Genomic DNA, 13,458 nt, shown 5'->3' on the forward strand with positions numbered 1-13,458 from the left:
CCGTCCGACCCGTCACACACCCACCGCCCCACCCGGCAGACATCGCGCACCTCAACCCGCCGGACCCGTCACCGCCGAACCCAGAAACACCCCGCCGCCCGACCCGGCGGGGCCCGCCGGCCCCGGGGCCCCGGCAAAAACTCCACCGCCGGCCCGGCAGACTCCTCACCGCCTGCCCGCGGAGCACCCCCGTCCGGCCCGTCGAACCCCCGCCCCAATTCCGGCTCAGCCCATTGACGCGCTCCCGGCCCGCACATACCTTCCCCCGTCGAAGCGCTTCGACGTCACGCATCGAAACGATTCGACGAGTGTTGCGTGGCGGCCGATACCCATCCAACTCCTCTGGAGGCAGTGGATGTTGACGACACGAAGGCGTGTGGCGGCGGCAGTGGCGGTGGCCTTGGCGGGCGCCCTGATGGCGACGTCCTGCGGCGGCTCGGACAGTGGTTCCTCGGACGGCAAGACACTGAGGCTGTGGCACTACGAAGGGCCGGACAGCGCGATGGGGGTGGCCTGGAAGGAGGCCATCAAGGAATTCGAAGCGCAACACCCGGGCGTGAAGGTGAAGTTCGAGGAGAAGGGCTTCGAGCAGATCCAGAAGACGGCGCCCATGGTCCTCAACTCGAACGACGCCCCCGACATCATGGAGTACAACAAGGGCAACGCGACCGCCGGACTCCTGTCCAAGCAGGGGCTCCTCACCGACCTCACCGCCGAAGTGACCAAGCACGGCTGGGACAAGAAGATCAGCGGCGGGGTGCGGACCATCAGCCAGTACGACACCGACGGGGTCATGGGCTCCGGCAAGTGGTACGGCGTGCCCGACTACGCCGAGTACACGATGGTGTTCTACAACAAGGACCTCTTCAAGAAGTACGGCATCGCCCAGCCCACCACCCTGGCCGAACTCACTTCCGCGATGGACACGTTCGTCGCGAAGGGCATCACCCCGCTCGCCGACGCGGGCGCCGAGTACGTGGCCCAGCAGTACCTCTACCAACTGGCCCTGTCCAAGGCCGACCGCTCCTGGGTCGACACCTACGAGCTCTACAAGGGCAAGGCGGACTTCCACGACGCGGCCTGGACGTACGCCGCGACCACGTTCGCCGACTGGGTGAAGAAGGGCTACATCGGCAAGAAGTCCAGCGGGCTCAAGGCCGAGGACGCGGGCGTCTCCTTCATCCAGGGCAAGAGCCCGATCCTGTTCTCCGGCAGCTGGTGGTACGGCCGCTTCAAGACGGAGAACAAGTTCGACTGGGGCACCTTCCTGTGGCCCGGGAGCAACCTCACCCTCGGCTCCGGCGGCAACATCTGGGTCGTCCCCAAGGGCGCGAAGAACAAGGACCTCGCCTACGACTTCATCGACATCACCCTGTCGAAGAAGATCCAGAACCTGCTGGGCAACCAGGGCGGGGTCCCGCTGGCCGCCGATCCCGCCGCCATCACCGACCCCCGGGCCAAGACGCTGATCGGCGACTTCAACACCCTCTCCGGGAAGGACGGCCTCGCCTTCTATCCGGACTGGCCCGTCGCAGGCTTCTACGACGTCCTCGTCTCGGAGACACAGAAGCTGATCACCGGGAGCGAGAAACCGGACGACTACCTGTCCGCGCTGCAGAAGGCGTACGACAAGGGCGTACCGAAGACATGACGGTCACCGTCGAGCGGGGCGGCCGGGCCGTCCGCGGCCACCACGGCGCCGCGACGCGCCCGCGCCGTCCCCGCACCTCCTACGCCCTCTTCCTGCTTCCGGGGTTCGTCGCCTTCCTCGTGGTCGTCGTCGGCCCCTTCCTGATGAACACCGGTGTGAGCTTCACCGACTGGCAGGGGGTCGGCAGTCCCACCTGGTCGGGTCTCGCCAACTACCGCGAGTTGATGGGCGATTCCGAGTTCTGGGCTTCCTTCCGGCACAGCCTGTTCATGGTCGTCGCGATGGCCGTCGTGCCGACCGCCCTCGGACTCGTCCTCGCCGCCGCCCTGTTCGACTTCGTCGCCAAGCACTTCGGGACGCGGACGGCAACCGTGCTGCGCGCCTGCTTCTACCTTCCCCAGGTGCTGCCGATCGCCGTCGCCGGCATCGTGTGGAGCTGGATCCTCGCGCCGGACAACGGCTCGCTGAACGAACTGCTCAAGGCCGTCGGCCTCGGCTCCTGGCAGCAGGACTGGCTGGGCGACCCCGATCTCGCGCTCTACAGCGTCATGGGCGTGATGGTGTGGGTGCAGATCGGCTTCCCGCTCGTCGTCTTCATGGCGGGGCTGCAACGCGTGGACCCGCAGCTGTACGAGGCCGCCGAGCTGGACGGCGCGGGCTGGTGGAGGCGGTTCCGGCACATCACGCTGCCGCAGATCCGCCCGGAGGTCTCGGTCGTCCTCCTGTGGTGCACGATCGCCGCGCTGAAGGTGTTCGGGGCGGTGTACGTCCTGACGAAGGGCGGTCCGGGCGGCGCCACCGACGTGCCGTCGTACTTCTCGTTCACTACCTTCTTCGAGAAGACGCAGGTCGGCTACGGCGCCGCGATCTCCACCGTTCTGACCTTGATCATCCTGGCCCTGGCGCTGATCGGACTGAGGTTCCAGACGCGCGCCGAGGACGCCGAGGAAGGGGTCCGCGTATGACAGCCCTCCGTCGCTACCCGGTTCTCGTGGCCCTCGTCATCGGCGCGCTGTTCATGGTGCTGCCCTTCGCCGTCGTCGCGGTCAACGCGGTCAAGTCGCCCGCCGAGTACTCCGCGCACGGGCCGCTCAGCCTCCCCCACGGCCTCTATCTGGACGGCCTCAAGGACTTCTGGCAGCGCGTCGACTTCGGGCGGAAGCTCCTCAACTCGGTGCTGATCTCCGGCTCGGTGGCGGTCGGGGCCGCGGTCCTGTCGGTCCTGAACGCGTACGCGATCGGCATCGGCCGGATCAGGGGCCGCACCTGGGTGCTCGCCTTCTTCGTCCTCGCGAACACGCTGCCGCAGGAGGCGCTGGTCTACCCGGTCTACTACCTGAGCAAGCAGGCCGGCCTCTACGACACCAGGCTCAGCGTGATCATCGTGTTCACGGTGATCCAGGCGGCGTTCGGCACCTACCTCCTCTCGTCCGTCCTCGGGCGGTTCCCGCGCGAGATCATCGAGGCAGCGCGGATCGACGGGGCGAACCAGTGGCAGGTGCTGTGGCGGATCGTGGTCCCGGTCAGCCGCCCCACGATCGGTGTGCTCCTCGTCTTCTTCTTCATCTGGACGTGGAACGAGTTCCTGCTGCCGCTGGTCATGCTGATCTCCAACGACAACCAGACGGTGTCGGTGGCCCTCGGTGTCCTCCAGGGCCAGCGCCTGATGGACGCCACGATGACGAACGCGGCCGCCCTGCTGGGTGTCCTGCCCGCCATCGTCTTCTTCCTGCTCTTCCAGCGGACCCTGACCCGCGGCATCGCCGTCGGCGCAGTGAAGTAAGGGGTACGACAGTGAAGTTCACGGACGGCTACTGGCTGCTGCGCGAGGGTGTCACCGCGGCCCATCCGGTCGAGGTCCTCGATGTGACCTCGGGTCCCGGCGGCCTGGAGATCCACGCTCCGACGCAGCCCATCCGGCACCGCGGCGACCTGCTGAAGGGACCCGTCGTGACGATCAGCGCCCATGCGCCGATGCCCGGTGTCATCGGCGTCACGTTCACCCACTTCCAGGGCGAGGAGCCGCGCGGGCCCCGGTTCGAGGTGCGCGGGACCGAGTTCACACCGCTCATGGAGTACGACGACAACCACGCGACCCTGACCGCCGGCGCTCTGTCCGTCCGGGTCTCCCGCACGGCCCCCTGGCACATCGACTTCCTCGCGCACGGCCGCGTCCTCACCAGCAGTGGCCCCAAGGGCATGGGCATCATGCGGGACGCGTCCGGCGCCCACTATCTGCGCGAGCAGCTGACTCTCGGCGTCGGCACGCAGGTCTTCGGCCTCGGCGAGCGGTTCGGGCCGCTCGTCAAGAACGGCCAGGTCGTCGACATGTGGAACGCGGACGGCGGAACGGCCACCGAACAGGCTTACAAGAACGTGCCGTTCTATCTGACGGACGCGGGCTACGGCGTCTTCGTCGACCACCCGGGCCGGGTCTCCTTCGAGGTCGGCTCGGAGGCGGTCTCCCGGGTCCAGTTCAGCGCCGAGACGCAGCAGTTGACGTACTACGTCATCCACGGCCCGACCCCGAAGGACATCCTGCGCACGTACACGGCCCTCACCGGGCGTCCGGCGCTGCCGCCCGCGTGGTCCTTCGGCCTGTGGCTGTCGACGTCCTTCACCACCTCCTACGACGAGGACACCGTCACCTCCTTCATCGACGGCATGCGGGAGCGCGAACTCCCGCTGTCCGTCTTCCACTTCGACTGCTTCTGGATGCGCGAGTTCAGCTGGTGCGACTTCCGGTGGGATCCGCGGGTGTTCCCCGATCCGGAGGGGATGCTGGCGCGGCTGAAGGACAAGGGGCTGCGGATCTGCGTATGGATCAACCCGTACATCGCGCAGCGCTCACCGCTGTTCGCGGAGGGCCGCGCCCTCGGGCATCTGCTGCGGCGGCCGGACGGAAGCGTCTGGCAGTGGGACCTGTGGCAGCCGGGCATGGCGCTGGTCGACTTCACCAGCCCGGCCGCCCGGGACTGGTACGCCGCGAAGCTGGAGGCGCTGCTCGCTCAGGGCGTCGACTGCTTCAAGACCGACTTCGGCGAGCGGGTCCCGGTGGACGTGGCGTACGCCGACGGCGCCGACCCGGAGCGGATGCACAACTACTACACGTACCTCTACAACCAGACCGTGTTCAATGTGCTCCGCAAACACCGGGGGGAGCACGAGGCCGTCGTCTTCGCCCGCTCCGCGACCACGGGGAGCCAGCAGTTCCCGGTGCACTGGGGCGGCGACTGCGAGGCGACGTACGCGTCGATGGCCGAGTCGCTGCGCGGCGGACTCAGCCTCGGCATGTCGGGGTTCGGGTTCTGGAGCCACGACATCGGCGGCTTCGAGGGGACACCGACACCCGCGCTGTTCAAGCGGTGGATCGCCTTCGGGCTGCTGTCCTCGCACAGCAGGCTGCACGGCTCGTCCTCGTACCGCGTGCCCTGGCTGTTCGACGAGGAGGCCGTGGACGTCCTGCGGCTGTTCACCCGGCTGAAGCTCCGCCTCATGCCGTATCTGTACGAGGCCGCCCGCACCGCCCACGCGGAGGGCGTGCCGATGATGCGGGCGATGGTCCTGGAGTTCCCGGACGATCCTGGGTGCGCGCATCTGGAACGGCAGTACATGCTCGGCCCGGATCTGCTGGTCGCGCCCGTCTTCAACGACGAGGGGGACGTCTCCTACTACGTGCCCGAGGGCACCTGGACCCCCTATCTCGGCGGGCCGCCGGTGACCGGACCGCGCTGGGTGCGCGAGCGGCACGGTTTCCTGAGCGTGCCGCTGCTGGTGCGGCCGGGCGCGGTGATCCCGGTGGGCGCGGTGGACGACCGCCCCGACTACGACCACTGCGACGGGGTGACCCTGCGCGCGTACGGCCTGAAGCGGGGTGCCCGGGTGACGGTGCCGGTCGGCGGCGTGACCTTCACCGTCGTACGTGAGGGGGACACCCTGCGCGCGTCCTGCGCCGACCCCTCCGCGCCCTGGGGGCTGGCCGTGGACGGACGCGAGGTACGGGCCCGTGCCGGCACGGGCTTCCTCTCCCTGGACCTGGGGTCCGAGTGATGGTCAAGATCACCGATGTGGCACGGCACGCCGGGGTCTCCCCCAGCACCGTCTCGTACGCGCTGAGCGGCAAGCGGCCGATCTCCGAGGAGACCCGGCAACGTGTCGCGGAGAGCATCCGCCGCCTCGGCTACCGCCCGCACGCGGGGGCCAGGGCCCTCGCGAGCAGCCGGTCGAACGTCCTGGCGCTGGTCGTCCCGCTGCGGGCGGGTATCCATGTGCCGGTGGTGATGCAGTTCGCGGTGTCGGTGGTGACGGCGGCCCGGCTGCACGACCACGACGTCCTGCTGCTGACGCAGGAGGAGGGCGAGGAGGGGCTGCGCCGGGTCGCGGACACGGCGCTGGTGGACGCGCTGATCGTGATGGACGTCCAGCTCCACGATCCCCGGCTGCCGTTGCTGCGCGCGCTGGACCGGCCGTCGGTGCTCATCGGCTTCCCCGCCGCCGCCGACGGGCTCACCTGCATCGACCTGGACTTCAAGGCGGCCGGTGAGCTGTGCGTGGAGCGGCTCGCAGGACTCGGGCACCGGGTCGTCGCGCTGGTCGGGTCGCCGCCGGAGGTGTATGTGCGGGGCACGGCGTTCGCGCAGCGGGTGGTGCAGGGGTTCACGGCCGCCGCGGACCGGGGCGGCCTGGTGTCGTCCGTCCACCCCTGCGAGGCCTCGCCCGCCGCCGCACGCCGGATCGCCGAACAACTGCTGCGCGAACAGCCCGCGTTGACCGGAGTCGTCGTCCACAACGAGCCGGTCCTGGAGCCGTTGATCGACGCCTTCGAACAGCTCGGCCTGCGGGTTCCGGCCGACCTGTCGGTCACCGCGATCTGCCCGGACGAACTCGCCGAGAGCCTGCGCGTCCCGGTCACCTCCATCGCCATCCCGTCGGCGGAAGTGGGTGCGCGGGCGGTCGAGTTGCTCATGAACAAGCTGAACGGCACGCCCGCCGCGGAGGCGACCCTGCTCACCCCCCGGATGACGGAGCGCGCCAGCACCGCACCACGCACGCTGACTTCCTGAGGAGACGGGTCATGGGTACATGACGAAGGCCCCGCTGCCTGAGCAGCGGGGCCTTCGTCATGACATTCAAGACAATATTTAATTGGAACATGGGATGAGTGGAGATGGCGGGAATCGAACCCGCGTCCAACGGTGCAAAATCAGGGCTTCTCCGTGTGCAGTTCGCTGTGATTTTCTCAGCCCCGGCAATCACGCGAACAAGTCGCCGACGGGCTCAGTCACTGTTTGATTTCCCAGCGAACCCCGTGACCGGGCTCGATGGTTTAGTCCCCTAGATTATGCCAGGATCCGGGTCGGGAACACTCCCGGGCTGACACCCATTAAGGGTCCCTCACTCACTGCTTATTAGGCAGCGAGGGCGAAGGACTGGGAATCGCTCTTGGAATTGGCGATTATTTTTTGCGACATATGGTTAACGAGATCATTGCCGCTTCCTCGACACGCTTCCCCTGCTTCAACAGCCGCTGTCGAAACCGATCATCCCCATGTTGATTTTTCAAAGCTCGGCCCCCCCGGGGAGGGACCCCGCACCCGCTGTGAGGTGCAAGTGCCATCGTACGTGACCAACGCACGACGGTGCCAGCCTATTCCAGCAGGCCCGCTCCGGACGGCGCGTCGCCCGGCCTGCCGCTCGGCGCGTTACTCGCCGCGCTGCTTCCGCTTGACCGCCGCGATCGCGCGGTCCGACTCGCGCCGGTCCTGCTTCTCGCGAAGGGTCTGCCGCTTGTCGTACTCCTTCTTGCCGCGGGCGAGCGCGATCTCCGCCTTCGCCCGGCCGTCCTTGAAGTACAGGGCGAGCGGCACGATCGTGTGACCCGTCTCCTGGGTCTTCGCCTCCAGCTTGTCGATCTCCTCGCGGTGCAGGAGGAGCTTGCGCTTGCGGCGCACGGTGTGGTTGGTCCAGGTGCCCTGGCTGTACTCCGGGATGTGGGCGTTGTGCAGCCACGCCTCGTTCCCGTCGATCTGGACGAAGCCGTCGGTCAGCGAGGCGCGCCCCTGGCGCAGCGACTTCACCTCGGTGCCGGTCAGGACGAGCCCGGCCTCGTAGGTGTCGACGATCGCGTAGTCGTGCCGCGCCTTCTTGTTCTGCGCGACGATCTTGCGCTTGCCGTCCTTGGCCTTGCCGGAGCCCTGGCCGCCCTGCTTGGGCTGGGACTCCTTCGGTACGTACATTCCCTTGCTCATAGTGCTGGCCATTTTCGCACTACAGGGGGCCTCGGGGGAAAGCCGATTACCGGGGCATCGCTCCAGAGGTCACGAAGGGTCTCCGAGGCCGCTCAGCACGGTCTCGGCCCGCTTCAGCGACTCCTTGTCCGCCTCCAGGTCGGGGGTGATGCCCCGGCCGTCGACGGAGCGCCCCGCGGGCGTGCGGTAGTGCCCGACGGTCAGCTCGGCCACGGAACCGTCGGGCAGCCGGCTCGGCATCTGGACCGAGCCCTTGCCGAACGTCCTTGACCCCACGACGACCGCGCGCCCGCGGTCCTGGAGGGCACCGGTGAGCAGCTCGGCGGCGCTCATCGTGCCACCGTCGACGAGCGCGACCAGGGGTCTGGTGGTGTCGCCGCCGGAGTCCGCGTGCAGGGCGCGCTGTGCGCCGTTCACGTCGTACGTGGCGACGAGGCCGCCGTCGAGGAAGACGGAGGCGGTGGTGACGGCCTCGGTGACCAGGCCACCCGAGTTGCCGCGCAGGTCGAGGACGATCCCGGCCCGGCCGGGCGCCCGGCCGACCGCGGCCCGTACGGCGTCGCCCACGCCCTTGGTGAAGGCGTCGACCTTGATCAGGGTGACATCGCCGGGAAGCCCGCTGACGGTCACGGAGTCCGTGGAGAGCCTGGCGCGGCGCAGGGTCCGGCTCCACGACTGCGTGCCGCGCTCCAGGCCGAGGGAGACCTTCGTGCCGGCGGTCGCGTCGTCCGCGTCGCCGCGCAGTAACGAGACCACCTCGGTGACCGGCCTGCCGTCCACCTTCGCGCCGTCGACGGTGCGCAGCCGGTCGCCCTTGCGGATGCCCGCGGCGGCGGCGGGCGAGCCGGCGCTGACGCGGGTGACCTCGATCCGTCCGTCGCGTTCACGGCGGGCCCACAGGCCGACGCCGGTGTACTGGCCGTCGAGGGCTTCCTCGAACTCCTCGTACTCGCCCTGGGAGTAGACGGCGCCCCAGCGGTCTCCGCTGCGGCTGACGGCGCGTTCGGCGGCCTCCATGGGGGACTTGCCGTCGGCCATCGCCTCGGCGGCGGCCTCGGCGACCTCGTCGTGGTGGCGTGCCGCTGCCGAACCGGGCGTCCGGGCCGGGGTCTTCCGGGCGGGGTCGCAGAACGATCCGGTCGCCGCACCGGCGACGAGGACACTCGCGAACACCAATGTCAGGGCCGCCCCGCGGCGGATGCGGCGGGGCTCGCAGAACAGGTCACGGCCTGACATGCCGGTGAGTCTAGGACAACGCGAAGGGCCGCACCGCCGGTTGACGGTACGGCCCTCTTGGTATGCGTCACACCTTCAGGTACTTGCGCAACGCGAAGAACGCGGCCACTGCGGGCATCAGCAGGCTCGTCGCGAGGATGAGCGGGAGCTTGGTCAACACGGCGTCCCAGCCGATGAAGTTGATCAGGTTGAGCTTGTGGGACAGGTCCAGCCCGTGGTCGATGATGAAGTACCGGGCGATCAGCAGGAATCCGCAGGCGACACCGCCGCCGATGAGTCCGGCGACCGAGGCCTCCGCGATGAACGGCGCCTGGATGTAGAAGCCGGAGGCGCCGACGAGCCGCATGATGCCCGTCTCACGCCGCCGGCTGAACGCCGATACGCGGACGGTGTTGACGATCAGCATCAGCGCGACGACGAGCATCATCGCCATCACCGCGCGCGCGGCCCAGTTCATGCCGTTCAGGAGCCCGAACAGGTTGTCCAGGATGCCCTTCTGGTCCTGCACGGACTGCACGCCGTCACGGCCGTCGAAGGCGGTCGCGATGACCTGGTACTTCTCCGGGTCCTTCAGCTTGATCCGGTACGACTCCTGCATCTGGTCCGGCGTGAGGGAGCTGGCCAGCGGGGAGTCGCCGAACTGCTCCTTGTAGTGCTTGTACGCCTGGTCCGAGGACTCGTACGTGACTTTCTGGACGACCGTGGACATCTTGTCCAGGTCGGCGACGATCTGCTTCTTCTGGTCGCTGGTCACCGCGCCCTTGGCGCAGTGCGGGTCGGACTCGGCATCGCTCTTGTTGCAGAGGAAGATCGAGACGTTGACCTTGTCGTACCAGTAGCCCTTCATGGTGTTCACCTGGTCGCTCATCAGGAGCGAGCCGCCGAACAGGGCGAGCGAGAGGGCGACCGAGACGACGACCGCGAAGGTCATGGTCAGGTTGCGGCGGAGACCGACACCGATCTCCGACAGAACGAACTGCGCGCGCATGGCGTCTTCCTCAGACCTTTCCGTGGACGATGATCAGTGCTGGTAGCCGTAGACGCCGCGTGCCTGGTCGCGGACGAGACGGCCCTGCTCCAGCTCGATGACGCGCTTGCGCATCTGGTCCACGATGTTCTGGTCGTGCGTCGCCATCAGGACCGTGGTGCCCGTCCGGTTGATCCGGTCGAGCAGTTTCATGATGCCCACGGAGGTCTGCGGGTCGAGGTTTCCGGTCGGTTCGTCGGCGATGAGGAGCTTGGGCCGGTTCACGAAGGCTCTCGCGATGGCCACACGCTGCTGCTCACCGCCGGACAGCTCGCCGGGCATCCGGTCCTCCTTGCCGCCCAGGCCGACGAGGTCGAGCACCTGGGGCACGGACTTGCGGATCTCGCCGCGGGACTTGCCGATGACCTCCTGGGCGAAGGCCACGTTCTCGGCGACCGTCTTGTTGGGCAGCAGACGGAAGTCCTGGAACACGGTCCCCAGCTGGCGGCGCATCTGCGGCACCTTCCAGTTGGAGAGGCGCGCGAGGTCCTTGCCCAGGACGTGCACCTGACCTTGGCTGGTCCGCTCCTCGCGGAGGATCAGCCGCAGGAAGGTGGACTTTCCGGAGCCGGAGGACCCCACGAGGAACACGAATTCTCCGCGCTCGACCTCCAGGGAGACATCCCTGAGAGCGGGGCGGGTCTGCTTGGGGTAGACCTTGGAGACATTGTCGAATCGGATCACGGGTGCACCACGGGTCGCCGGGGGTAGGTGTGCGTGACCATACGCGAACCGGGTGTGCGAGCGCAGTCGGCGTACGGGGTTGCGCGCGGCTTGCACGATTTGTCACGGATCTGAGGCGCGTTTCACACCTGATCCGAGCGGCTGACGGCACTCCGGGCGGGGCAGAATAAGGCGAGCCGCGCCGAATTCCGCGGAACCTGGCACAGTGGTAGGGGAACGGTTGCGTTCGCCGAAGCGTTAAGACAGCGATGTGTACGCGAGAACGTTGCGTACGCGGAGACGTCGCAAGGAGGGTCGGCGCATGACGTACGACCGATTGGTATGCGCTAACTGCGCGGCACCTGTCAGTGAGGGCCGCTGCCCTGTCTGTCGCGCGAACCGGGAGCGCCTCCAGCAGGAGAGCCCCTTCGCGGGACTCAACCCCATGGCACTGATCGCCCTGCTCGCGGTACTGATCGCGGCAGTGGCGCTGTTGGCCCACCAGACGGTGTGAGAGCCGCGCGGACGGCCCCGCACGGCCGCCGACACCCCTGAACACGAGAAGGGCCCGGAGCGAGCTGCTCCGGGCCCTTCGTCGTACGGGTGTGCGTCAGGCGGCGGCACCGCCGCGGCCGCCGGCGAGGCGCGGCAGCAGACGGAAGCCGATACCACCGGCGACCATCGTGGCGGCACCGACGAGCAGGAACACGGTCTGGCCGGCACCCGTCTCGGCCAGCGCGCCGTCCTTGCCCTGGGCCGCGGTGTCCGAGCCGGTGTCGGTGAGGGCCGAGGAGCCCTCTTCCTGGGCGGCGGCTCCACCGTTGGGGTCGTTGTCGTTGCCGGTGCCGGAGTTGCCGTCCGCCGGCACGGTGGACGAGCCGGTGGCGGGCTCCTCCGACGGCTCGGTCGGGTCCTCGGTGGGCGTGGTGGTGGTCGGGGCCTGCGACGTCGGAGGCTCCTCGGTGGGAGGCTGCGACGTCGGAGGCTCCTCGGTGGGAGGCTGTGACGTCGGAGGCGCCTCAGTAGTGGGAGCCTGCGACGTCGGGATACCCGTGCCGGACGGGTCCGGGGTCGGGCCGTCCGTGCCGGTCGCCGAGGCGACTCCCGCCGCGGTCAGTGAAGCACCGGCGGCGATCATCACGCCGGCGGCTATCCGTGCCGCGCGGATCCGCGTCTTCTTGGTCATCTGCCTGCTACCCCCAGTAGCTGATCGTCAATGGAGCAGCGCCCGGAGCCACGGCGTCACAGGAGGTTTCGCTCGACCCCCCGGTTCACATGCGCCCCGGAGATACGCATGCCACACGTCACCCTTCCCAGTTTTCAAAGCAACGTCAAGGTCGTTGCGTACGCGATGTCCGGAACCACATCGTTTGCCTGGCGTGCGGACATCTCACTGTGACGTAAGACCCAGGCAGCCCCTACGACAAAGGCAACTTCCGTCCGGTGGACGGCAGTTGCCTTGTCGACAAAGAGGTTTTGGAGAGGGCGCAAAAGGCCCGCCGACACCGCGCCTCGCGCGTGCCTACTTCTCCTGCTGCTTGCGCCAGCGAATTCCGGCCTCCAGGAAGCCGTCGATCTCGCCACCGAACACGGCCTCGGGGTTGCCGACTTCGAAGTCCGTGCGCAGGTCCTTGACCATCTGGTACGGGTGCAGGACGTACGAACGCATCTGGTTTCCCCAGGAGTTGCCGCCGTCGCCCTTGAGGGCGTCCATCGCGGCCTGCTCCTCCTGCCTGCGCCGCTCGAGGAGCTTGGCCTGCAGAACGTTCATGGCCGAGGCCTTGTTCTGGATCTGCGACCGCTCGTTCTGGCACGAGACGACGATGCCGGTGGCGAGGTGGGTCAGGCGCACCGCGGAGTCGGTGGTGTTGACGCCCTGGCCGCCGGGACCGGACGAGCGGTACACGTCGATCCGCAGCTCGGACTCGTCGATCTCGATGTGGTCGGTCTGCTCGACGACCGGCAGGATCTCGACACCGGCGAAGGAGGTCTGGCGGCGCCCCTGGTTGTCGAACGGCGAGATGCGCACCAGCCGGTGCGTGCCCTGCTCCACGGAGAGCGTGCCGTACGCGTACGGCACCTTGACGGCGAAGGTGGTGGACTTGATGCCCGCCTCTTCCGCGTACGAGGTCTCGTAGAGCTCCGTCTTGTAGCCGTGGCGCTCGGCCCAGCGCAGGTACATGCGCTGGAGCTTCTCGGCGAAGTCGGAGGCGTCGACGCCGCCGGCCTCGGCACGGATGGTGACGACGGCCTCACGGGAGTCGTACTCGCCGGACAGGAGCGTGCGGACCTCCATCTCGTCCAGCGCCTTCTTGACGGCGACGAGCTCGACATCGGCCTCGGCACGGGTGTCCGGGTCGTCCTCCTCCTCGGCCATCTGGAAGAGCACGCTCAGATCGTCGATGCGCCCGCGGAGCGTCTCGGCCTTCCTGACCTCCGCCTGGAGGTGGCTCAGCTTGCTGGTGATCTTCTGCGCCTCGTCCGGGTCGTCCCACAGGGACGGCGCGGCCGCCTGCTCCTCGAGCACGGCGACATCTGCCCTCAGCTTGTCGAGGTCCAGGACGGCCTCGATCGACTCCATGGTCGAGGAGAGGGACTTGAGCTCTTCGGATACATCGACGACTGCCACGCCT

Annotated in this window: 12 protein-coding genes and 1 other RNA gene; 6 read left to right on the forward strand and 7 right to left on the reverse strand. The window is 68.3% G+C overall.

The genetic code is table 11. The features are described 5' to 3' along the window. The first annotated feature begins 355 nt into the window (after nt 1–355). The 5 genes from ACFYR3_RS35810 to ACFYR3_RS35830 are packed head-to-tail and all read left to right on the forward strand — an operon-like array spanning nt 356 to nt 6,714. Nucleotides 356–1,651, forward strand: a complete 1,296-nt coding sequence (locus tag ACFYR3_RS35810) for an ABC transporter substrate-binding protein (protein ID WP_389286136.1) — start codon at nt 356–358, stop codon at nt 1,649–1,651. Next, nucleotides 1,648–2,616, forward strand: a complete 969-nt coding sequence (locus tag ACFYR3_RS35815) for a carbohydrate ABC transporter permease (protein WP_389286138.1) — start codon at nt 1,648–1,650, stop codon at nt 2,614–2,616. The genes ACFYR3_RS35810 and ACFYR3_RS35815 overlap by 4 nt, the downstream gene beginning before the upstream one ends. Further along, nucleotides 2,613–3,434, forward strand: coding sequence for a carbohydrate ABC transporter permease (locus ACFYR3_RS35820; protein ID WP_356781063.1), 822 nt, complete (start codon nt 2,613–2,615; stop codon nt 3,432–3,434). Before ACFYR3_RS35815 ends, ACFYR3_RS35820 begins: the two co-directional genes overlap by 4 nt. Nucleotides 3,435–3,445: 11 nt before the next feature. Next, nucleotides 3,446–5,701 (forward strand): alpha-xylosidase, encoded by a 2,256-nt coding sequence (yicI, locus tag ACFYR3_RS35825; protein ID WP_355848716.1) that lies wholly within the window; start codon nt 3,446–3,448, stop codon nt 5,699–5,701. After that, the gene (locus ACFYR3_RS35830; RefSeq protein WP_355848713.1) at nt 5,701–6,714 is read left to right on the forward strand and encodes a LacI family DNA-binding transcriptional regulator; all 1,014 of its coding nucleotides are present in this window, start codon (nt 5,701–5,703) and stop codon (nt 6,712–6,714) included. Before yicI ends, ACFYR3_RS35830 begins: the two co-directional genes overlap by 1 nt. Before the next feature lie 96 nt (nt 6,715–6,810). On the opposite strand, the gene ssrA is transcribed toward ACFYR3_RS35830, so the two are convergent. The 5 genes from ssrA to ftsE all read right to left on the reverse strand — a co-directional run bounded on the left by ssrA (nt 6,811) and on the right by ftsE (nt 10,846). Further along, nucleotides 6,811–7,199: a transfer-messenger RNA gene (gene ssrA / locus ACFYR3_RS35835) on the reverse strand. A 154-nt stretch (nt 7,200–7,353) separates the two neighbouring features. Then, nucleotides 7,354–7,887, reverse strand: a complete 534-nt coding sequence (gene smpB / locus ACFYR3_RS35840) for an SsrA-binding protein SmpB (RefSeq protein ID WP_389286179.1) — start codon at nt 7,885–7,887, stop codon at nt 7,354–7,356. 81 nt (nt 7,888–7,968) lie between these two features. Further along, nucleotides 7,969–9,135, reverse strand: a complete 1,167-nt coding sequence (locus tag ACFYR3_RS35845; RefSeq protein WP_355848708.1) for a S41 family peptidase — start codon at nt 9,133–9,135, stop codon at nt 7,969–7,971. 67 nt (nt 9,136–9,202) lie between these two features. Further along, nucleotides 9,203–10,123 carry a permease-like cell division protein FtsX gene (gene ftsX / locus ACFYR3_RS35850; protein WP_355848705.1) on the reverse strand — a complete coding sequence of 307 codons (921 nt, stop codon included), beginning with the start codon at nt 10,121–10,123 and terminating at the stop codon, nt 9,203–9,205. A gap of 33 nt (nt 10,124–10,156) precedes the next feature. Further along, nucleotides 10,157–10,846 carry a cell division ATP-binding protein FtsE gene (gene ftsE, locus ACFYR3_RS35855; protein ID WP_328555238.1) on the reverse strand — a complete coding sequence of 230 codons (690 nt, stop codon included), beginning with the start codon at nt 10,844–10,846 and terminating at the stop codon, nt 10,157–10,159. Nucleotides 10,847–11,147: 301 nt separating this feature from the next. Between ftsE and ACFYR3_RS35860 the strand changes: the two genes are divergently transcribed. Further along, nucleotides 11,148–11,339 (forward strand): hypothetical protein, encoded by a 192-nt coding sequence (locus ACFYR3_RS35860; protein WP_095854342.1) that lies wholly within the window; start codon nt 11,148–11,150, stop codon nt 11,337–11,339. A gap of 96 nt (nt 11,340–11,435) precedes the next feature. Here the strand turns inward: ACFYR3_RS35860 and ACFYR3_RS35865 are convergent, their stop codons facing one another. Then, the gene (locus ACFYR3_RS35865) at nt 11,436–12,011 is read right to left on the reverse strand and encodes a hypothetical protein (protein WP_355848701.1); all 576 of its coding nucleotides are present in this window, start codon (nt 12,009–12,011) and stop codon (nt 11,436–11,438) included. 336 nt (nt 12,012–12,347) lie between these two features. Beyond that, a complete protein-coding gene (gene prfB, locus ACFYR3_RS35870; RefSeq protein WP_355848698.1) occupies nt 12,348–13,454 on the reverse strand; it encodes a peptide chain release factor 2 in 1,107 nt (368 codons plus the stop codon). Nucleotides 13,455–13,458 lie beyond the last annotated feature (4 nt).

Origin of the sequence: Streptomyces sp. NPDC005784 (genome assembly GCF_042871525.1) — a bacterium.
Classification (GTDB): domain Bacteria; phylum Actinomycetota; class Actinomycetes; order Streptomycetales; family Streptomycetaceae; genus Streptomyces.